Here is a 21,713-nt window from a genome sequence, read left to right on the forward strand (position 1 = left end):
CACTTAACTATACCATCTTTTGCGGAAAAAATGCAGAAGTATTCGCTTGATCAGACGAAGGCCCCGATTTATCTAACAAAAGAGAGGATCGGAGAGGCGATGCCGCAAGACCTGACAGCGACGACCGCCGCCGCACGTGGCAAGGGGCGACCTCGGGTGGCCGAAACGGCGGCACCCTCGCTGGTCGAACTTCTGAACCTGATTCGCGCCGAAGATCCGGCGACTCGCCAGGAACTGGAGCGCAAAAGTGAACTCGGTCGTGCCGTTGTGGCGGACCGGCTGACCATGCTGGCGGATCTGGGCCTGATCGACGAAAGCGAGACCGGCCCCGCCACCGGGGGGCGTGCGCCGCGACTTGTTCGGCTGGCGGCGCGGCGGGGCCGGGTGCTGGTGGCCACGCTGGACCAGACTGCCTTGGGTGTGGGCGTGGCCGATCTGGCCGGCAACCTTCTGACCGAACACCACGAAGAATTCGAACTGACCGCCCCACCGCCGGCCTTGGCTGAACGGTTGACGACGCTGCTGCGCTGGTCGCTGGAACGTCAGACCTCTCCCGCCGGGCTCTGGGGCATCTCGCTGTCCGTGCCCGGCACCGTGCCCGGCACCGAGGGCGACTTCCTGACCAGAACGCCCCCGGCCCTGCCCGCATGGGAAGGCTTTCCTCTGGTCGAGATGCTGACCCGCAGCTTTGGCGCACCGATCTGGATGAGGTCCTCGGTCGATATGATGACGATGGGCGAACTTCATGCCGGGGCCGGAAAAGGTGTGTCCTCGATGCTGTTCGTCAAGGTTGGGCGGCGGATCGGGGCGGGCATCGTCTCGCAGGGGCGGCTTTATCGCGGCGCGCTGGGGGCCACCGGACTGATCGGGGCAATCCCGGTGCATTCTGGCGACCGCTCGGGCACGCTGGACGCCATGGCCGGATCGGACATGATCCTGCGCGAAGGACGATTGGCCGCAGAAACAGGCCGCAGCCCCCTCCTCGCGGACCACGTCCACCGGGGCGGCGAGATCACGGCGATCGACGTCGCCCAAGCGGCCCAGATGGGCGACGAGGCCTGCACCGAGATCCTGACCACGTCGGGACGTCTGATCGGTCAGGTGGTCGCGACGTTGACCAATACCCTCAATCCCGAGGTGATCATCCTGTCCGGTTCGATCGTGCAGACCAATGACATCATCCTGGCGGCGGTGCGCGAGGCTGTCTATGGTGCCAGCCACCCCCTTGTGACCCGGGATCTGCGCATTATCCGCAGCCAGATGGGATCGTCTGCCGGTCTGGTGGGTGCGGCACGCGTGGGTGCTGAATTGCTGTTTGCGCCCGGTTTCCTGAAAGATTGGGTGATGCAGGGCAGTCCCCTTCAGCATCCCGGCTTTGTTGCCTTTCGTGCTGGCCTCGACATCACCCCGCCACCGCCAGTCTCTGTCCCGCCCCCAAGAAAAGGTGCGCCATGACCATCTCCGGCCTCGGCCCCCATGGCGAGCGCGCCGCCCCGCCTGAACGCGTGACCCTGCTGCCAGAGGACCGCGCTGCCGCCAAGGCGCGCGGCTTTCGCGTGGCAGTCGTGATGCACACGCTCGACAGCGACTGGGCAAGCCAGCAACTGTCTGGAATGGTCGGAAGATTTGGCGATTGCGGCACGGCGGTGACCCATGTCATCGACTGCGCTTTCTCGCCCTTGGCGCAGGTCGAGGCGCTGGACAGGCTGCTGTCGCAAAAGCCGGATGCCATCATCTCGTTGCCAGTGGCGAATGAAGAAGTGGCCTTCGCCCACGCGCGCCTCGCTGATGCCGGCATCAAGCTGGTCCTGCTGGACAATGTCCCCACCGGACTGCTGCCGGGACAGCATTACGGAACGCTGGTCTCCGCCGACAATTTCGGCCTTGGCAAGATCGCGGCCGAAGGTCTGTCGCGACGTCTGCCGCAAGGCGCCGAAGTCGGGCTTCTTGGCTATGCGGCGGATTTCTTCGCAACCAATGAGCGTGAAGTGGCCTTTGCCAAATGGATGCGGGCCCATCGCCCCGACGTGACCATCCGACAAGACGCCTTCGGCCGGATCGACGAAGCCACCCGCCGCACCCAGGCGATGCTGGCAGCATATCCAGATCTGGCAGGGCTTTTTGTGGTCTGGGACACGCCCGCGCTGAAAGCCGCCGAGGTTCTGCGGGGCAAGTCCCGGCCTATTCCCATCGCCACCGTAGATTTGGGCGAGGAGGTTGCGATCGGCCTTGCGCAGGGCGCACCCTTTTCGGTGATTGCGGCGCAACAACCTTATTTGCAGGGGGTCGCCGCAGCGCAGACCACGATCCTGACGCTGCTCGGCCGGCCAACCCCGGCCTGGATCGCCTTGCCCGGCATCGCCGTGACGCGCAGCAATGTCGTGGAAAGTTACCAACGCGTCTGGCGCAAGCCGGCGCCACAGTCGGTCTTGCAAGCCGTGGGCCTGATCCGCTGAACTCGCTCGCGTGGGCCCTGGATGATTAGGTCGTTTCTGTTTGAGAGCCTCGCTACAGTTCAGGTTCGCGTTTCAATCGGCTCGAGCCGCTTCTCGTCCTTGGCCAGCGCTTGCTGAAGCGTAAATCGTCGTCGCTGAACGGCAGCTTTCATCAAATACGGCGCGCATAATCAGTTCCTTGCGAATGGCAGGCATCCGCCCCTTGTGACGATCCAGGGCGTCATCGATGCGTTCGGCCTCGGTTAGACATTCGAACCGGGTGAATCGAATGTCCGGATGCGCCTTGGAACATCGACTGGCGGCACGATCCCTGATTGAAGACAGGGTGCCGTCGCTAATCCAGTCCGAAGGTCCCGCGAAACTCTCTGGCCGAATTCTTGTGGGGGAATGCCGTCTCGGGAACCGGAAGCCCCAAGGCCGCGCACAGGGGCTCCCATCCGTCGTCAGGCTTCCACTCCAGGAAACGGCCAGGGGCAACGCCCTTGCGAACCGAGGCGTTATGACGTTCGTAGGCAGCTATCACGGTTTCTCGGTCGCTGCAGTCCGGCGAAAAACGTAACGACATCATTTCAGAGATCATGCCGGACGATACCGCCAGCGGATCCGTGGGCGACACTGGCTGGCGGTTCTTTTCGAAAATTGTTGCGTTGGCGCTTCGCCACCAGGCTTCGGCTGAGTCGCGAACCGTCAGGACAACGAGCGCATCGGGAAACAGCGCACTCAATTCCCGCCAGAAAGCACCACCTGGCCAGTCGACGGTGGCGGCGTAACCTTCCATGACAGCCTTCAAGTCGGCTGGCTCGCCCCGGAGAGCCGATCGCCACACCTCGACATGCTCGGGATGACTGTAGACCTCGTCCATGTGATAGCATGGAGCTTCGAGCAGCAATTCCAGAGCCGTCTTCAGCGATGTTGTCCCGGTCCGTCCCAGTCCAGCGCCGACCACCCTCAAGGTCATTCTCGCCTCCCTCCGAACACTGCGTCGACACTGGCAGGATGCGCAGATTCAGTTCTGACATCCGCCCTCTGACGACCGCTTCGGAGTAAGAATTGCGCCGGGACCGGTCATTGGCAAGTCCGATCACGCTGTCGGCGCTCCCGGGATGGGGATAAGGAAAGAATGAATTCCGAGCGCACAGAGATTCATGGAACCCCGCCATCTCTCAAAGCGAAAGTTGCTGCGAAGCCCGATCACGGCCTGCTTTCCCGGCCAAACCTGGTGACTAGGTCCGTGCGCGCTTCATACGACCATAGGATGGATAAGTTCGCTCGAAAACTTGGCCGAGCAGCCACCAAACCGCCGAAGCCGCCAACTCGGTGCGTGCTTGAGGTCACAGTGGCGCCCTCGGTCAGTCTTCCTCGACCTCGGCGCGACGATAGATGTCGTCCGGGCAAACCGCTGTCGGAGCCATGCCGCGTTGCGGGTCTGAAAGGTATTCGTCCACGCCTGAGGTCGCGACCGTCTCACCCAGAAAACTTTCCATCCGGCCAGCAGCTTCGGTCAGGCTTTCGGCGTCCAGGAGGCCCTCGTATACATAGGCAGCGAAGGCCTCATTCACACGGCCCACCAGACCGGCCGTCGCCTCGGGGTCGAGCTCCGTAGTGCCCGTCGCATCCAGCCGCAGGGCATGGGCGAGCGCGGTCGTGACGATCTCCAGCGCCACTTGCGCGTCGCTCTGGCCTTGCGCCCAGCGGCCGATCGCCAGGAGCCTGCCCGCATCGGTCAGTTCGAACCCGAGAAGGCCCAGCGACTCGGTCAGGCCATCGAGTCGGTCGGAGGCCGGAACCTGAAACCCGGCGTCGAGCGGCATGCCTCCCAGGGTCTCGGTGAAGTCCGAGAGCATGAAGCGGCGCGGCCTTTTGGGCGGGGCAGGCGGCAGGATCTGGGCCGCGACGGCATCGGCGTCAGGCGGCAGGTCAGGACTGGCGGCTTCGGGGGAGTTCAGTGGCAGTGGATCCGGAGCCGCGACATCGACGGCTTCGGGCCGCGCCGGGTCCGCCTGGTTGGGCGGGGGCGAGATTTCCTCGGCGACCGGAACGACTTCGGCCCGGACCGGCGCTGCCACCTCTGCGGCGATCTTGCGCCCATAATCCGTAACCCGCACCCAGAGTGTTTCGCGCGCGCCGAAGAGGCGAGCGAAAAACCCCGGCCGGACCCGGCTCTCTTCGATCAGGCCCTGCTGGCACAGGTGCAGATAGGGGCGGCCGAGTTCATAACCCCTTGCGCCCACCAGGACGCGCAGCACATTCCGTTCGAGCTTCTGGTCGCCCAGAAGCTCGACAAGGACGGCGAACAATTCCGCTTCCAAAGTCGCGTGCATGGCCATGGAACAGGTCTCCTTCATAGAGGGTGACCTGCTATGCAATTGGTTGCGCGCGTGCAATGGCATTCGTCCTGAAGTGTCCCCCGGGCTGCAAGTGCGCCGAAAGGGCCTTTGCCGCGAAAGTGGGCAGTGCCTTTATGGGTCGCACTTTTCGCCGATGAACCTGCCCGTCAGCACTGGGGCAGGGCACCATAGTTCCCATCCCCGTCTCGCCTGCTTGGACCATTCCGGCGGCAGCCGGGCTGCGTTAGTGTGCGGATGCTGGACATACGGCTCCTGAAGCATGAGCCCCATGCTTCCTCGACGGGAGTGTTCCAAAGGACAGGGCATCGACGTGCCGCCCACCAAATTCGAATTCGTCGATCACCGCTTGCCGTCGATCCGTTGCTAAAAAAACCTAGGTGGGGCGTCCACGGTTGCCGATGTATGTTCAAACACCCGACCACATTGGTCCTGCCAATCTGCGATTGCTTTCGATAGCTGGGTCGCCCCAGAAATCGAAGGATGGAAAATGAAATCAACATCTTCTGCAGTCACACCGCGCAAGATCGCAGAATTCTGCAAGGCTCGGCTCACGTCGATCTTCACCGAAGGTGAGTTGCGCTTGCTCTATAACTGCTTGGTCGACCTGCTCGAGCGAAACGAATACCCGCCTTACCGCGGCAGTGGGCTCGACCTGCAATCGTTGTCCGCCATGCTGGACATCGATGTCGATCGCCTGCGTGCCCACCGGGCAATGCTGCAGCCTATCTTCGACGCCGTGGCACGCGAGGTTTCAAATGTGACCTTGCGTCCGGCCCGCGCCGGAGGCCGATCAACACGCTCCATGTCCAGCGGGCCTTATATGAACCCCACCGGCCTTCGAACGATCAGCACCGAGAAGGTTCGCAAGAAGCCAGGCGTACGGCCGAGGGCGATCATTGAATTTCCCGAGCCACTCGACGAGACCTGGCAGGATCCTGCGACCTTTGGCGAAGCCCTTCAGCTGCACGCCCGCCGTCATGGCGAAACCATCTACCACCTTTACAACGCGGTGGTGCGACCCGAGGACGGCGTCAATCGCAGCACACTGATCAGTTGGGGGCGCGGTAAGAAGGTCCCGCGCGCCGCGATCAGCCTCGAAATCTTGGGGCGGATCGAGCGGCGTTATCGGCTGCCGGCGGGCTACTTTCTGGGCCTGTCTGGTACCCCTGATCGAGCGCCAGGCGACTTTGATCTGGACGACATCTCGCCGTCTGAGCGGCGACGTTTGGCGTGGCACCTCCCCGAAGATTTTAACCGACGGCCAAGTCAGGAGAAGGCGGAAATCCTGAACTGGGTCCGCACGGTGATCATCAGTGGGTCAACGGATTACCGCAGGTATCAGGCGGCTGCCATTCGTCAGCGATATGCTGTTCGCTTCAGCTGTGCCTCGGGGCCGGTTCGCAAGTCTTCTCCCGCGCGACCGCCGGAAGAGTCGGGCATCATCATTGCGCCCAAACGATTGAATGACGAGATGGTCGAACTCCTTAGTTTCAAGACATCGACCTTTGCCGCCTTCGGCATGCAGCGGAATGGGGTCTGGGGCGCGGAGACCGCGTCCCAGAAGGTTGAGCATTTCGGGCTGTGGTTCGGGGCGTTTGTCGCGCCACCAGAGAGCGAAGTGCAGGGCCTCGGCGTCGATCCGAAACTCTTGACCTTCGCTATGATGATCTTCCCGTACGTCTGGGATTGGTACCTTCACTGGCGGGAGCGCCGGCGGGGCTTCTACACCAAATGGGAAATCGACTTGCTCTCGATTGCCGCTGCGATTTGTCGAGAAGAGACCGGTTGGCTGCGCCAGTCGCCCCGCATGGGGAGCAGCCTTCGTCCTATCGAGGGCCTGATTACCGAGGCTGACATCAGCGCTGTGCAGTCGGATTGGCCCGCCGCCTGCGACCGCATGTACAAACACGCCCGTCGGCGGATCAAGGAGATCGACCGTGTTGCCCGCGTGCATCGAGACCCCTTCGAGCCCATCCTGCCGGTGCTCGAAGCGCCAAGCCCTGTCGGCGAGTATCGCAAGATCACTGAAGAGATCCTGCAGCGGATGCCAGATGAGCGGCACAACGCACGCGCAGCGGCAGAAGCTGTTCGGGCATTCCTGATGCTGCGCATCGGTCTTCACACGGGACTGCGCCAGAAGAACCAGCGCGAACTGATGCTGTGCCGGCCCGGGACCTTGCTGACCTCGGAGCGTAAGCTGGAGGACCTGAAGCGTGGCGAGTTGCGCTGGAGCAGCCGCGACCAAGGGTGGGAAATCCTGATCCCGTCGGTCGCCTTCAAGAATGCCAATTCCTCGTTCTTCGGTTCCAAGCCATTTCGCCTGACCCTCCCGGACCTCGGGCGGCTCTACGAATTGATCGCGGCTTGGATCGAACGCCAACGCGCCCGTCTGATCGGCGAGGCGGCCGACCCAGGCACGTTCTTCGTCAAGACGGCGAAGATGACGAGCACCAACGCGGCTTACTGCCAGAACACGTTCTATGAGGCATGGCGGACGGCGATCCAGCGCTACGGCATCTACAACCCCTGGACCAAGCGCGGAGCCATCGAAGGCCTTCTGCCGCACGGGCCGCATAATGTGCGCGATGTTCTGGCAACCCACATCCTGAAGCGCACCGGGTCCTACGAGCAGGCGAGTTATGCCATTCAGGATACGCCAGACATGGTCGCACAGCATTACGGCCGGTTTCTGCCGCAGGACAAATCCGAGATCGCGGCACGGATTCTGAACCAGGTCTGGGAAGCTGCCTGATCAATTAAGAAGAACTGTGGATCCGGAAGTCTCCCGGTCCACAGCCCAGAGCGGCAAATCCTAGTGGCATGCGCTAGTGGCAGAAAGCCGAATTTCTGTAGATTTTGCCAATGAAACAGAATATGTTGCTTCTCATTAGTAGTGGCATGCTGGAGCCCGCTTGAAGTACATCGTGTCCCCATCGCGGATCGAGCCTGCCCGGCTCGAAGATGGCATCCCGCTTGACCTGGTCGAGACGGCAAACCGGCTGATCCAGTCAGCCCGCGGTTTGGGTCGCAATTTGCCCGCCCGAACCTTGTCCGACCTTGCCGCGATGGTGCGGATCATGAACAGCTACTACTCCAACCGGATCGAGGGCAACAACACCCGTCCGCGCGACATCGAACGCGCACTGGCCGGCGACTTTGACGCCGATCCAGGACGCCGGGCACTGCAGCAAGAACATGCGGCGCATGTCCGCCTGCAGGAAGAGATCGACCGCCGGGCAGTCGAGGGCACTCTCCCAGATCCGAGCGATCCGTCGTTCATCAAATGGCTTCACCAAGCCTTCTATGAAGGTGCCACCGAAGAGATGCTGACCCTGCGTCATGGGGGCCAGGTGGTCCGGATCTTTCCCGGGGAATGGCGGCAGGGCGACGTGGAGGTCGGTGCCCATGTTCCGCCACCTCATGAAGCTGTGCCCGCATTCATGGCGCATTTACACACGCGCTTTCGGCTGGATTGGCTGCATGGTCAGGTCACGCGCACACTGGCCGTGGCCACAGCGCACCATCGCTTCAACTTCATTCACCCGTTCTATGACGGCAATGGCCGCGTCAGCCGCTTGATGTCGCATGCGATGGCTCATCACGCTGGGATCGGGGCAGGCGGGCTTTGGTCGGTATCCCGTGGCTTGGCACGTGGCCTGAAAGATGGTCTCCCGGGCCGCGATGAATACCGTGAGATGATGCAACTCGCCGACCGTGTCCGTCAGGGCGATCGTGATGGGCGCGGGAACTTGTCGTTGGCAGCGCTGGTTAGCTTTACCATGTGGTTCCTCGCGGTTTGCGAGGATCAGGTCACCTTCATGGCGGGCATGTTCGACTTCGACCGACTGGGCGAGCGGCTGGCCCGTTACGCTTCGCTGTCTGGCCTGGGCGAGAGGGCAGGGGAGTTGCTGCGCATTATCCTCCTGCGTGGTGAGGTCGACCGTGGTGACGTTGCGGCCCTGCTGGGAGTGGCCCCGCGAACCGGACGGGCCACAATGAAATCCCTCCTGGACGATGGCGTGGTCGGGTCCGAGACTCTCCGCGGCGCCTTGATGCTGCGCTTTCCCAGCAAAACCCACGATGTGCTGTTTCCGCGCCTGTTCGACCTGGCCTGAAGGCCCGGCCGTGACGGGGAACCGGCCATAGTGGTTCAGCACCGGTTCTGCGGCGAGCAGAGAAGAGTTCGAGGCAGGCTGAGGGTCTGATGACGGGCCAAGGCCGGGAGAGAGGCTTCCGGCGCCCGTCGCGGAGAGACTTTCGTGAACACTATGCAAATTCTGGACCCCGTGCGGCCGGTGAAGTCGCGCGGCTACAAGGTGGATGTGAGCCGGGGCGAGCGGAACGGGCGGGTGTCGTCCGAATGGTACAACCGACCGGATGACGAGCGCTATCTGTCGCTCGACGATCTCTGGGCCTCGGTGAAGGGCCGTTCGGAGCGGAGCCGATCCCGGGTGGTTGAAACAGCGGAGATCCGGGTTGAGGCTTCGCGTGACAGCGCTGATCGACTGCATCTGGTGCTGCCCAAAGCCAAAGAGCCCGTGGTGCCGACGCATTGGGCCTTTGGCCAGCTGGCCAGCATTGTCGGCGCACCGGCCTCTTACCTGCGGCAACTGCCTGCGCCGCTCGCGGGTATCAACCTTCAGTACGGCCTGAGCAACCACCGCGCTGAGCAGGTGAAAACCTTCGAGACCGAGGATGGTCGCACCGAACTGCGCGCGGTGACTGGACCTGACTATGGGCGCATCCATGACCATGAACTCGTCGAGGCGGTGCAGCGCATCGCAGGCAATGGCACCGGTGACACGCGCTGGAAGGTGCCGGGCGTCCTCGACTGGTCGACCGGGGTCTACAACCCCGATGTCGAGATCAGCCGCGACACGACGACGCTCTATGCATCGGATCGGGATGTCTTCCTGTTCCTGGTCGATGACCACAACCCGATCGAGGCCGGCCGGTTGGCTGATGGTTCGCCGGACCTCTATTTTCGGGGATTCTACTGCTGGAATTCTGAGGTCGGCGCGAAAACCCTTGGAATCGCTAGCTTTTATCTCCGTGCGGTGTGCCGGAATCGAAATCTCTGGGGCGTCGAGGACTTCCAGGAGATCACCATCCGCCACTCGAAATACGCCGCCTCCCGCTTTGCCCACGAGGCGGCACCGGCGCTGACCCGCTTCGCCAATTCGTCGGCGCAGGGCTTTGTCAACGGCATCAAGGCAGCGCGGCAGCAGATCGTGGCGCGGACCGATGAGGATCGGGATGAGTTTCTACGGAAGCGCGGCTTCTCGAAAGCGGAATCCGGCAAGATCATCGAGAAGGTTCTGATGGAAGAGGGTCGTCCCCCGGAATCGATTTTTGATTTTGTTCAAGGGATTACGCGATTGGCGCGCGACAAGACCCAGCAAGATGCGCGCCTCGACATGGAAGGGCGGGCCAAGAAACTCCTCGACCGCGTCAGCTGACATCTGCGGCAGGGCAGGGGGCCCGGTGGTCCGCTGCCCGCACCAGTTCCTTTCCCTTTCCCCTTCCCGGCCTACTCCGCCCCGGCAGCGGGCTGCTGCAGGTCGGTAGTGGCCGGTTCAACTCATGAGACCCAGATGTCCCTATTTTCCGAACTAGCCACGCCTTTCGCCTCGCGGCGCTCCGGCAGCTGCGAGGTGACCGCGCAGGAGCAGGCCACCGTCTTCGCCGCACGCGAAATCCTGTCACGTCACATCAACCGCAATCCCGTCCTGACGTCATGGCAGGCGGTGATCGACTATTGCGCCCTGTCAGTCTGCGGCGAGGTCGAGCGGTTTCACGTCCTCTATCTCGACCGCAAGAACCGGATGATTTCTGATGAGCGGCTTGGCGTCGGCACGGTTGATCACGTCCCCGTCTTTCCGCGTGAAGTCGTTCGACGCGCCCTGGACCTCAATGCTTCGGCGCTGATCCTGGTCCACAACCATCCGTCCGGCGACCCAGAGCCATCGGAGGCGGACATTGCGATGACGAAGGAGGTGGAGAAGGCCTGTGGCGTACTTGGATTGACCCTGCATGACCACATCATCGTGGGCGCGGGCCGGGAGGCCAGTCTTCGCGGGTTAGGCCATCTCTGATGCCCTGACGTGGCGAGAGAGAAAGAGAAGGGCAGGGGGTTTTCGACAGGTGGGAGACCGAGAGAGAGGCTCTCGGCGCCTGTCGCGGAGATTGGTCCGATGACCAACATGAAGAAAATCACCCTCGCCTCGTCGCGGGACATCGCCTTCCACAATCTGGTCCTGAGCCAGTCCAACGTCCGGCGTGTGAAGGCCGGGATCTCGGTTGATGAACTGGCCGAGTCCATCTCTCGCCGGGGCCTGATCCAGAGTCTGCACGTTCGCCCGGTGATCGGCGAGGATGGGTCGGAGACCGGCAAGTTTGAAGTGCCCGCCGGCGGCCGCCGCTACCGGGCGCTGGAACTACTGGTGAAGCAGAAACGCCTGGCCAGATCGGCACCGGTGCCCTGCATTGTCAGCGCGGCCGATGATTCCGTCCTGATCGACGAGGTCTCGCTGGCCGAGAACATCGAACGTGCACCGCTGCACCCGCTGGATCAGTTCCGCGCCTTCCAAGCGATGCGCGAAAAAGGCATGACGGAGGAAGCCATCGCGGCGGCTTTCTTCGTCGATGTGAAGGTGGTCAAGCAGCGCCTGCGTTTGGTCACGGTCGCGTCTGAGCTTCTGGAGATCTACGCCGAAGATGGCATGACTCTGGAACAGCTGATGGCCTTCACCATCTCGGGCGATCATGCGCGCCAAGTGCAGGTCTGGGAGGCGGTCAAGAACTCCTGGTCGAAGGAACCCTATCAGATCCGCCGTATGCTCACCGAGACCGCCGTGCGGGCCTCCGACAAGCGCGCGCGGTTCCTCGGGCTTGAGACCTATGAAGCGGCCGGTGGCTACGTCCTGCGCGACCTTTTCCAGGAGGATGACGGGGGCTGGCTGCAAGATCCCGTGCTGCTGGAGCGACTGGTGGGCGAGAAGCTGAAGGCGGAGGCCGAGACCATTGCCGCCGAGGGCTGGAAGTGGGTCGAGGTCGCTGCCGGCTTCCCCTATGGCCACACGATCGACCTGCGCGAGGTTCTGGGCACCACGGTCGATCTGACTGAAGAGGAGCGGGCCACGCGGGAGGCGCTGCGGGACGAATTCGACCGGCAGGAAGCCGAATATGCTGAGGCCGACGACCTGTCCGAGGACGTCGATCAGCGGCTTGGCGAAATCGAGCGCATGCTTGGCGCCTTCGACAGCCGCCCGATGGCTTTCGATCCCGAACAAGTCGGCAGGGCAGGGGCCTTCGTCAGTATCGACAGCGATGGCAGCCTGCTGGTCGAACGTGGCTTCGTACGACAGGAGGATGAGCAGCGGGCAGCGCCGGCGGGTCAGCCGTCCAGCGAGGCTGCGGAGGGTGACGCCCCGATGGAAGCCGAACACGGCGCCAACCGCACGGCAGTGATCAACATGGCGGGCGAGAATCGGGTGCAGGAGGATGACGAGGACGAGGGTGATGCGATCAAGCCGCTGCCCGAACGGCTCGTCATCGAACTGACGGCGCACCGCACGCTGGCGCTGCGGGATGCGGTGGCGAATAACCCGCGCATCGCGATGACCGCACTCCTGCACAAGCTGGTCGTGGATTGCTTCGTCTCCCGCGCCTCCGGTTCAGCGCTTGAAGCGACGGTGCGGGATATACACCTGCCCGTGCAATCCGCCGATCTGGCCGACAGCTTTCCTGCGCAGAACATCGACACTCGGCGCGCAGGTTGGAAGGCAGACATGCCGCTGGGGCAGGGGGACGATGTCCTCTGGGACTGGCTCCACGCACTGGACGAGGCCAGCCGCCAGGCGCTGCTGGCCCACTGCCTCAGCTTCGGGGTGAATGCCCTCTATGAGCGCCCGAACCCTTACAGTGGCACTGGGATCAGCCAGAAAGGCCTCGACCGCCGTCTGCGTGAGGCGGATCGTCTCGCTCGCACGACCCAGCTGGATCTGGTCGAAGCAGGCTGGAAGCCGACGGTGGCCAACTACCTTGGCCACGTCACCAAGAGCCGCATCCTGGAGGCCGTGCGCGAAGGGGCAGGGGCCCAAGCCGTCGAACTGATCGCGCACCTGAAGAAGGGCGACATGGCACGCGAGGCGGAACGGCTCCTCGACGGTTCCGGCTGGCTGCCCGAGCCGCTGCGCCAAGACGATCCCGACCTTGGCAATGATGCCGCACCTGAGGATGCCGCGGTCGAACTTCCCGCCTTCCTGACCGAAGACGACGAGGTCGCTTCCGACGACGAAGAGGAGCGCCAGCACCTAATCGCAGCTGAATGACCTTGAACGGGGCGGCTTCGGTCGCCCCGTTTTTTCATGCGGGCGGATGGAGAGGCGGTGTGTTCAGGCAAGTCGCTCGGAATAGCGCTTTTTCACGGCTCGGTTGATGAATTCGTTCAGCCCATCTCCCGCGCGCGCCAGCACGATCATGCGGTCGATATTGGCCTGCCCTGCCGATATCGAGGTGTATCGGTAGATCGCTCCGTCCTTAAACGCGACATCCATATGCGTGGGCCAAGCTCGTAGGCCCGGAAGCCAGAATCCTGATCCCAATCACGATATGGTGTCATTCGAGCCTCACTTCACAACATGCTGAATCGGCATACTGCCCGTTCGTGCTTTGTTCAAGCGCTGGTGCTGCCACTCTGTCCCCGAGTTTCGACGGACCTTTGCCAAGCGATCAATGAGGCGGCAGGAAATGGGGGGGCGTGAGGGAAAAGGCCTCACCGTCAGATCATTGTCGAGTTGCGTGGGTTGGGATGGCGTCTAAGCTTGGTTCGACCAGCATTTTGGCCCGGCCGCAGCGCTCGTTCGAATCTCGTCCTTTACCTGCCATCACGCTGACAGACCTGAACCAAGTGGAGCGGCGGTTTCCGCGAGGCAGCAGGGCAGGGAAAGGCGCAGGCTGGCCAGACTGGCCGCCAGAGGCGTTTCACATCGCCGGTGGTGCCTGTCCTGTCATACCTTCCGTGCCTTCAGGGTCGCCTTGATCTCCGTGGATTGTCTGTCCCAGCCCGCGTGCAACGGCCTCTGGTGATGGGCTGATCTGCCCGAAGAACGTCTTCGCCTCGACCGCTTCGGCGCAACAGCGTCGTCACAACTTTCTTCCCCTGTCGGTGCGGGCACCGTCATTCCTCGCGGGACAAGAAAGTTCCTCCTGTGCTGTCAGGCCCCGTGAACGGGGTGCGCCAGCGGTCGCCTCCGGGCTGTCGATCGCCATCGAGGCCGCAAGGACGCGGGCCCGAAACAGCAAAACGGAGAAAGAACATGGCGACCATCGGCACCTTCAAGAAGACCGGCACCGAATACACCGGCGAAATCTTCACCCTCAGCCTGCAGGCCAAGGGTGTGCGCCTCGTCCCCGATCTGCGGGCCTCGGGCGAGAACGCACCCTCCCACCGGGTTCTGGTCGGCCGCGCCGAGATCGGCGCCGCCTGGACGAAGAAATCGAACGAGGGCCGCGAATACCTGGGCCTGAAGCTGGACGATCCGAGCTTCGCCGCGCCCATCTACGCCAACCTCTTCGATGACGAAGACGGCGATGGCTACAGCCTCATCTGGTCCCGCCCCAACTCCCGCCGCGGCGACTGATCGTGCACAAGCAAAGGCCCCGGTCGAAAGACCGGGGCCGAAGGCTTCAACCCGAACAAGATTTTCAACACCTGTTGAAAACCCGAGATTCAACGAAACATCGCAAGTGGCAAAAGTCGCTTGGCGACGCCTTACAGGACCTTTCGGACCTGGTCCGCGCGCTGAATTGAATCCGTGATGATCGGATCGCTGACGCTGCCCGGTACTTGATCACCTAGGCAGAGTTTTGTCCGTTCCAGCGCCGGACCGAGGCCGTCAGCCACGTCCGAGAGAAGCTCCAGCGCACGGTTCCTGGGAAGCCCACTGGCTTTGCCCTCTGCCTCAAAGTGGCGGGGAATGATTTCGTCAATGCCGTAATGGCCGTCGATCGACATGGCGAGCCGGTAGCGTTTGCGCTGAAGGCGTCCCGCATAAACGACAGGTGCTACACTCAGGATGTCGTAGAGCGGAGCGAGACGGAAGCGGCCGCGGCGCCGCAGTTGCAGACTGAAATTCTTGGCATGGCCGTCAGAGGCGCCTATCAGGAAGTAGAAGATCTGGGCGCGGAAGAAGGTTTCTCGATCCCGGATAGGCTCGTCGGATTCTCTTAGGAGTTCCATGATTTGACCAATGCCGGGCCCACCTGCCTTTTGGTATTTCCGGGCCGAGGGGAAACCCAGCGATTGGCAGATGTCTTCCTGTGGCAAGCGCTTTAGGGAATCGTGATCCCAGACTCGGTCGAAGCGTTCGACCGCGAGTGCGACCTGTCCGGGCAGGACGATTTTCCTGACCGTAGCAACTGGCAAGCCGATCTCACCGGCCAGAGTCATGCAGAACAGCTCGTTCGCGACGCTATCGCTCATGTCAATTTCGTCGGGACCAGGCAAGATGCCCATCGGGGTTTTGAAGATGTGGCTTGTGGGAGTGATGCCGCGTGGTTTCGCCCAATGGTCGCCAATGCGAAGGTAGGCGGTTTTTTCCTGTGCCCCGGCGATGGAGATCCGGAAATCCTCGTCATCCCCGAGTGCCAAGGGTGCGGCGGCAAGGTTCTTAAGATCGGCGACCATCTCCTCTTCGGAAATCTGGCGATAATCCATATCTTGGGCCGCGGGTTCTTCCTCCAAGGGCAAGAATTGCAGCGCCCCCACACAGTCCCGCCCAAGCGCAGACAGAAGGGAGAAGACATCTTTGCCTTCGGCGCCGACTCGCGCCGCGATCTTTTCGCGCAACTCTCCTTCGGCATCGGGCAGCAGGTTGTCGAAAGCGGCAATCACAGGATCGCCTTTCCAGTCCGCTTGGGTCAGCGGCAGCACACTGGCGACAGGGAAAGCCAAGTCCGAGGCCAGCCAGGCTGGATCATAGGAAAAGGCAACGCCGCCATCAGTGGCCCTGATCAGCGTGCCAACCCGTGTCCGCTCATACCAGACTGCCGTCTTGCTACGCCGGATGCCGGCCCGCCTGCGTGCCAAGCGTGTCATGTCAGTTCGTATCCCGATCAGGCATGCGGCCGGTCACGGTCAACTCAGCACCGAGGGCTTCGAGAAGGCGCAGATAGACGTCGAGGCTGACCGAAACGACACCGGTCTCTATATCCGAGATGGTCGATTGGGCAGTGCCCGTCGTTTCGGCGAGTTGCTTCTGGGTCATCCCCTGTGCACGCCTGCGGGCGCGAAGGGCTGCTGCCGCCTGCCGGAGGCTACGTATTGAATGAGTTAGGGGCTTCTCCATAGCAAACTGATAGTCTATCAGCGATATTTCGTCAATATAGCCAAAAGACGATTTTTTCGTGATATCCCAGTTAAGCTATAATTTGAAAATATCGTTCAAGGGCGATGCGTAAGGCTCAGCCGGGCGCAAGAGGAACTAGAACGCGGTTAAGCCGAGCCGGACAGATAAAGCGTCAACCCGTTGGGATTCCAGGCCTTCCATCGCCGCATTCCGGGCAACGGCGTTGAAAAACGTCTGAACCGTTCGCACCGTACCGCGCCCCGCAGTGGTGACATTGCAGGATGTAGACAATCTGGTTGTGGTCAGTGCCAGGCTGTGCGGTGCGGGACAGCACTTCCTGACTATTGCGGTTCACGTAACCAGTTGCCGTGGTTGAGGATCTGCGAGGGCTTTCACTCTTTGGGCGGGAGCGGGGCTTGTCAGTCGGGGGCCAAGTGGTTCCGAGAATCCAGCCTTCGACCTGAGCTGTCATCGCAATACTTTCCGGCTGGGGCGGCGCAAACGCCTGTTTGATTTCACCGCTGAGAGAAGCCTCCTGAAGCCAGCGCGCGATTGCATAGGCATCGTGTTGGTCCTGCGTTCTAGCCTCGCTGCCGTAGAGGCTGCTCCACAGCCTCGGATAGGCCTCGAGGATCACTGAGGCGTCTTGAGCAGGTTCCCAACCATCAAAGGGCCAGAAATGGATTTGCGGGCGAGCCTGTCGAATTTTGCGCAGCCATGGGATGCCGGCATGGGTTGATTTGGCGACCGTTCCCTGAACGTCGAAATGGAAAACTGACTTTGCCGATCCGGCAGCCTCCTCGGTCAGCCGCCGCCAATGCCTCTCCCCTTGCCGCGCCGCGCCATTTCCAACTGACCCGTCGCGCACGAAATCGACATAAGTGTGCTTGCCATCTGTCGGCCAGTGCGCACAGAAATCCTCGAGGAAATTCGGCCAATCGGGCTCAAGGCCATGCCGCTCGAAGTAGCGTATGGGGAATGAAAAGCCGTGATCAATGCCGACAACTGTCGGCACCGATCCATCCAAGGTTTCGATCAGCCAATCGGCGAGGCTGTGCCTTGTCCAGTATTTCTTGGGGCCGGCGGGCGGCAATACCTCTTCGGCGGCGCTATCGCCCAAGGTCTGATAGACGCGCAGCCCTTTCAGGCTGGCCTCGGCGGTTTCTGCCCCTGAATAGTCGATGCCGATGGTGCGACGGAGTCTGCGATTTCCGATCATTGGAAGCTCGCCTGAAACTGTGTGGCGGTCAGAGAAACATGGGCATCGAGTGGCGGTCGCAGTTCAAATGCCTGCGGGGCCCGCGCGAAATCGTACAGACGGAAGAGAATCCAATCTTCACGGCGCTCCTCTGCCACGGCCAGTTCGTTGCGCGAAATGTGGAACGGAGTGCGATCCCAGCCGTTTGTTGTTTTGACCTCGATCAGACGGTCACGCCCGTCATGGCTGAAGCTGGCGATGTCATAGCCTGCTCCATCGCCATCCTCGCGCGAAATCCAGCGGACACGACGCGCCAGATCGTCCCGGCCGTGTTGACGCAAAGTGTGGCGCTCATGATGAAAGACTCGCTCTTCTCCGGCGCGACCCAGGGTGCGATTGCGCTCATCGCGAGCGGCAACGTCGAAGCGGCGGGCAACTGCTCGCATCTGGTCGAGTTCGGGTGGCGGCAAATTGCGAAGAGTAGGGGCGGTCCCAATGAATAGGGGTGCGGCTTCAGCCATGGCGCGGGATTGAGCCCCAATCAACGACGGCTCCCACTCTGGGTGTCCGGCCAGCCAACGTGACACGGCCAATGCCAGCGCCATTTGGAAGTTAAAGCGTGGCCGATAGCCCTTGATCGCGGGCAGGCCAAACCCACGGAACGCGGCTGAGATGTTGCAGAGCTTGAATTCGATTGAACCCCGGCTGCGGCCAGTCTGTTCCTGCAAAAGCTGGTTCTGCGCTGCCTTGTTGTAAGCGTCGCCTGCCAATTCCTGCCCGAGCATCGCGAAGTAACTCGCAACGCAGGCATCGTTTTCAAGATCGGTCCAGTCGTCTGCGCTCATGGGGCGAGGCTAATCGGGCTGCGCTTGGCTGTCATCCTGAAACCCGTTGGATTGCGTTGGTTTCCGGTCTGGCCCAGCAAGACATTTGATCAATGGGAGCCTAGACAGGCCGTATAACGGTGCACCGATCGTATCTTGCGATTTGGACCAGCATCGCCTCCAAATCGTTTCGAAGGGCCTTTGCAAAGCGATCTTCGAAGCGGTGAGAATTGGGGTTTGGGACAGGGGCATTGGCCGCACCGTCCTTTCGTCAAACAGTTACAGACTGACTCAGGCATCGTCAGCCCGGATGGGCCTGTTTCTCTGCCTGGTCACGTACTAAGTTCGATGTTTGTCCTTTAGCTTCCACCACGCTGGCAGACCTGAACCGAGTGGAGTGGCGGGAGCCGCGAGGCAGCAGGGGAAGCGCAAGCTGGCCTGACCGGTGGCCAGAGGTAGTTCATCACCAGTGGTGCCTGTCCGGTCCCTCCTAACGGGCCTTCAAGATCGCCTTGATCTCCGTGGATTGTCTGTTCCAGCCCGCGTCCAACAGCCTCTGGTGATGGGCTGATCTGCCCGAAGGCCGTCTTCGCCTCGACCGCTTCGGCGCAACAGCGTCGTCACAACTTTCTTCCCCTGCCGGACCCCACCCCATGCGACAGGTCGCATGAGGACCCCGGGTTTGGCACCGTCATTCCTCGCGAGGCAAGAAAGCTCCTCCCGTGCTGTCTGGCCCCCTTGGAGGGGGTGCGCCAGCGGTCGCCTCCGGGCTGTCGATCGCCGTCGAGGCCGCAAGGACGCGGGCCCGAAACAGAGCAAAACGGAGAAAGAACATGGCGACCATCGGCACCTTCAAGAAGACCGGCACCGAATACACCGGCGAAATCTTCACCCTCAGCCTGCAGGCCAAGGGTGTGCGCCTCGTCCCCGATCTGCGGGCCTCGGGCGAGAACGCGCCCTCCCACCGGGTTCTGGTCGGCCGCGCCGAGATCGGCGCCGCCTGGACGAAGAAATCGAACGAGGGTCGCGAATACCTGGGCCTGAAGCTGGACGATCCGAGCTTCGCCGCCCCGATCTACGCCAACCTCTTCGATGACGAGGACGGCGAGGGCGCGAGCCTCATCTGGTCCCGCCCCAACACCCGCCGCGGCGACTGATCGTGCACAGGCCATTGGCCCCGGTCGAAGGACCGGGGCCAATGGCCTAGACCGCAAATGCGTAACTGCGGCGGCGGTCGTTTCGACTGTAGATCACGACGCTCACCTGAGCGTCGTGATCTATCCTGTCTGCATCATTGACCCCAAGCTAGCTCGCTTCGTCGGCCAGTGCCCCACTGCGCGCGTGAACAAGTGCCATGATCTGGCCCTGGACGACGCTTGCAGCCTCAGCTCTTGCCGCGAAGGCCGGCAGCCGAACGGTCCCGGCAGCCTTTGTGAGGGTGGTGGTCAACTCGGCAATGGCTGTCTCTGCAACACCCTGAGACACGCCAATCGTGCGAGCCAGCGTCAGGAAATCCCCACGCGTTAGCCGGTCATCTTTACCATTCAGCTTCAATGCCATGCGGTCACCTGCAAGGCCGGGGAAGACCCGGGTTGTGACGGCATCGTAAAGCGGCGCGAAACGGACCGAGGTGAAGGACTTTGCCTTGGCCTCCGCGATCTTGAGCAGGGCAAGGTTCTTAAGGTGCATGTCGCCATCGGCAATCAACCAGGCAAAAACGGCGCGCCGGAACAGAACTTCGAGGTCGGCGGTCGGATCTGTCGACAGAGGTCGCAGGCCACGGGCCATGCGTTCGATCGTTCCGTCGTATTTCGCTGAGGCTGGGAGATCGAGGACCGAACAGAAGTCTTCTAGCGCGAACCGGCGCAGATCCTCGGGACTGCGACGAATGTCAAAACGCTCGACGATCAGGGCGGGCGACATGCCATCCGGCATCGCAGTCAGTGCGACATCCGGCACGGTAAAGCCCGCTGCGCGACCAAGTTCCAGGCAAAGCCATTCGACGATCGGCAGCATCTCGAAGCCGGCCGTTCCGGCGGGCTTAAGGATGTGCGTGAAGGGGAGATCAATCGCCGGCAGAAGTGAGCCGTCGAGTGCAAGGTGCATCGGGGCCTTGATCTGGACACCCGAAAGGCGCGGTGTCTCGGCCCGCGCATAGATTTTCGCAAGGTTCTGCTCAAAGCCCTCTTCGATTGCTCCGCGCGCCGGGCCGGCGTAGTGCCCCGTGAATTGTCCTGCTTCCCTGAAACTGCTTAGCGCGGTCGAGAGTATATCCTGCGGTAGGGCCGGACCGTCATCGCCAGCCGCAACCACGGTGATGTTCGACATATACCGTTGCCCGCGCCGCAGCGCTTCACGGTCGTCGCGCTCGTGCAGCACTTGTGCGAGCCAGCCCTCCGGCAGCAGCGATTCAATGAAAGCCGGGAGCTTCCCCGGCGTGGTTTGGCGGACAAGTGTTGGTCCAGCGCGCCCTCTCGGTTTCCAGCGCCATTCGAATCCGTCGTGGGCGAGATGCCCGAGCGGCTCGCCATGCCAGGCCACCAGCAGATCAAGCGCCGCCTTGTTCGCCGGAGGCTTTGGTGCGCCAGACTGCGAAAGGAGGTAGCGTTCGGCACCTTCGCCCTCGCGATACCAGTTGTTCTCGCGCGCCAAAGCCCAGATTGCATCGGCCGCTGCCTTGGGGGATCCGTGCTCTTCGACGAGGCGTGCGGACATCTGCGCCCGCATCTCGGCGTTTATGGCGCTTGCATGCTCGCTCCGCAGCCGGAAGGCTTCGAGGAAACGCTGTCGGGGGGAAGATACAGGAATCCGCAACTCGCCCAAGTCATCGCCGACGATTGCCGTTGCTGTGGAAGGGTGAGGCGGGGCTTCGTTCTGCACAATCTCCAGGCCGCGCAGCCGGGTACGTTGGTTGCGGCGGCCACTGATGAACAGTCGGCCATCCTGCGTGGGTGCCAAGAGGGCTGCGCTCGCCGACGACAAATAGGCATTGGGATAGAGGTAATGCGCGATGCGGATCGCATGATTCAGGACGGCCGCGTCAGCATCGATGCCGTCATCAACGTAGACGCCGCGAAACAGTTGGATAATCTCACCGGCCTGCGCGCGCTGGTGGGCGCGTTTGGCATCAAGCGTTTCTCCGACCAAGTGGATCGCCAAAGGATTATCCCGCATTTCAGATGCGCGAAAATTCCACGATCTGGATCGCAATGCAAGAATTATCTCACATCTCACATGCGCGATAATGCTGAGGTTCGGCCAGAGTGGCGTCTACACCGCATCGCGCACGCGATGGCCTGATCTCCGGAAGTTCGGGCCATAGCCCATCCCGGCCGAGTCCGGAAAGGGCTCTGATCGTCCAAATTGGAGCCTGCGGGTCGCAGTCTCCCCTATGTGGGCAACGATCCCTCTTGCGAACTCCGGTCAGGCCGAAAGGAGGCTGGAGCGGGTGAGGTTCGGCGCGCCGCGGCCTCACGCCAGAGGTCGGGTCGGGCGCGGGGGCCCGCCTCGTATTCATGGGCGGCATTGGAATTCGT

The 21,713-nt window shown here is 62.1% G+C and carries 17 protein-coding genes; 9 read left to right on the plus strand and 8 right to left on the minus strand.

What is annotated here, in order from left to right:
* The first annotated feature begins 99 nt into the window (after window positions 1–99).
* Entirely contained in the window at window positions 100–1,455 is a 1,356-nt protein-coding gene (locus tag AC1DZT_RS19425; protein WP_478008298.1) for an ROK family transcriptional regulator, read from the plus strand.
* Window positions 1,452–2,456, plus strand: coding sequence for a substrate-binding domain-containing protein (locus tag AC1DZT_RS19430; RefSeq protein WP_478008299.1), 1,005 nt, complete (start codon window positions 1,452–1,454; stop codon window positions 2,454–2,456). The genes AC1DZT_RS19425 and AC1DZT_RS19430 overlap by 4 nt, the downstream gene beginning before the upstream one ends.
* 334 nt (window positions 2,457–2,790) lie before the next feature.
* Here AC1DZT_RS19430 and AC1DZT_RS19435 read toward each other — a convergent pair whose 3' ends face one another.
* Window positions 2,791–3,414 (minus strand): sulfotransferase family protein, encoded by a 624-nt coding sequence (locus AC1DZT_RS19435; RefSeq protein ID WP_478008300.1) that lies wholly within the window; start codon window positions 3,412–3,414, stop codon window positions 2,791–2,793.
* Window positions 3,415–3,805: 391 nt separating this feature from the next.
* Entirely contained in the window at window positions 3,806–4,783 is a 978-nt protein-coding gene (locus AC1DZT_RS19440) for a hypothetical protein (protein ID WP_478008301.1), read from the minus strand.
* A gap of 508 nt (window positions 4,784–5,291) precedes the next feature.
* On the opposite strand from AC1DZT_RS19440, the gene AC1DZT_RS19445 reads away from it, so the two are divergent.
* The 5 genes from AC1DZT_RS19445 (at window position 5,292) to AC1DZT_RS19465 (ending at window position 13,137) form a co-directional block, all read left to right on the plus strand.
* A complete protein-coding gene (locus AC1DZT_RS19445) occupies window positions 5,292–7,556 on the plus strand; it encodes a hypothetical protein (RefSeq protein ID WP_478008302.1) in 2,265 nt (754 codons plus the stop codon).
* A 160-nt stretch (window positions 7,557–7,716) separates the two neighbouring features.
* A complete protein-coding gene (locus AC1DZT_RS19450; RefSeq protein ID WP_478008303.1) occupies window positions 7,717–8,919 on the plus strand; it encodes a Fic family protein in 1,203 nt (400 codons plus the stop codon).
* A 153-nt stretch (window positions 8,920–9,072) separates the two neighbouring features.
* Window positions 9,073–10,263 carry a DUF932 domain-containing protein gene (locus tag AC1DZT_RS19455; RefSeq protein ID WP_478008357.1) on the plus strand — a complete coding sequence of 397 codons (1,191 nt, stop codon included), beginning with the start codon at window positions 9,073–9,075 and terminating at the stop codon, window positions 10,261–10,263.
* A 135-nt stretch (window positions 10,264–10,398) separates the two neighbouring features.
* Window positions 10,399–10,899, plus strand: a complete 501-nt coding sequence (locus AC1DZT_RS19460) for a JAB domain-containing protein (protein WP_478008304.1) — start codon at window positions 10,399–10,401, stop codon at window positions 10,897–10,899.
* Window positions 10,900–10,998: 99 nt separating this feature from the next.
* Window positions 10,999–13,137: a ParB/RepB/Spo0J family partition protein gene (locus tag AC1DZT_RS19465; protein WP_478008305.1), complete on the plus strand. Its 2,139-nt coding sequence runs from the start codon at window positions 10,999–11,001 to the stop codon at window positions 13,135–13,137.
* Window positions 13,138–13,200: 63 nt separating this feature from the next.
* On the opposite strand, the gene AC1DZT_RS19470 is transcribed toward AC1DZT_RS19465, so the two are convergent.
* Window positions 13,201–13,362, minus strand: coding sequence for a hypothetical protein (locus tag AC1DZT_RS19470; protein WP_478008306.1), 162 nt, complete (start codon window positions 13,360–13,362; stop codon window positions 13,201–13,203).
* A gap of 762 nt (window positions 13,363–14,124) precedes the next feature.
* Between AC1DZT_RS19470 and AC1DZT_RS19475 the strand changes: the two genes are divergently transcribed.
* Window positions 14,125–14,448, plus strand: coding sequence for a DUF736 domain-containing protein (locus AC1DZT_RS19475; protein ID WP_478008307.1), 324 nt, complete (start codon window positions 14,125–14,127; stop codon window positions 14,446–14,448).
* A gap of 131 nt (window positions 14,449–14,579) precedes the next feature.
* On the opposite strand, the gene AC1DZT_RS19480 is transcribed toward AC1DZT_RS19475, so the two are convergent.
* The 4 genes from AC1DZT_RS19480 to AC1DZT_RS19495 all read right to left on the minus strand — a co-directional run bounded on the left by AC1DZT_RS19480 (window position 14,580) and on the right by AC1DZT_RS19495 (window position 18,198).
* A complete protein-coding gene (locus tag AC1DZT_RS19480; protein ID WP_478008308.1) occupies window positions 14,580–15,905 on the minus strand; it encodes a HipA domain-containing protein in 1,326 nt (441 codons plus the stop codon).
* Window position 15,906: 1 nt separating this feature from the next.
* Window positions 15,907–16,155: a helix-turn-helix domain-containing protein gene (locus tag AC1DZT_RS19485; protein WP_478008309.1), complete on the minus strand. Its 249-nt coding sequence runs from the start codon at window positions 16,153–16,155 to the stop codon at window positions 15,907–15,909.
* Between the two features lie 172 nt (window positions 16,156–16,327).
* Window positions 16,328–17,374, minus strand: a complete 1,047-nt coding sequence (locus AC1DZT_RS19490; protein WP_478008310.1) for a hypothetical protein — start codon at window positions 17,372–17,374, stop codon at window positions 16,328–16,330.
* Window positions 17,371–18,198, minus strand: a complete 828-nt coding sequence (locus AC1DZT_RS19495; RefSeq protein ID WP_478008311.1) for a protein NO VEIN domain-containing protein — start codon at window positions 18,196–18,198, stop codon at window positions 17,371–17,373. Before AC1DZT_RS19495 ends, AC1DZT_RS19490 begins: the two co-directional genes overlap by 4 nt.
* An 812-nt stretch (window positions 18,199–19,010) precedes the next feature.
* Between AC1DZT_RS19495 and AC1DZT_RS19500 the strand changes: the two genes are divergently transcribed.
* Window positions 19,011–19,334, plus strand: coding sequence for a DUF736 domain-containing protein (locus AC1DZT_RS19500; RefSeq protein ID WP_299479892.1), 324 nt, complete (start codon window positions 19,011–19,013; stop codon window positions 19,332–19,334).
* A gap of 148 nt (window positions 19,335–19,482) precedes the next feature.
* On the opposite strand, the gene AC1DZT_RS19505 is transcribed toward AC1DZT_RS19500, so the two are convergent.
* Complete coding sequence (locus AC1DZT_RS19505) at window positions 19,483–21,336, minus strand: type II toxin-antitoxin system HipA family toxin (protein ID WP_478008312.1); 1,854 nt, start codon at window positions 21,334–21,336, stop codon at window positions 19,483–19,485.
* Window positions 21,337–21,713: the final 377 nt, after the last annotated feature.

Source organism: Rhodobacter sp. P1_C2 (assembly GCF_056406375.1).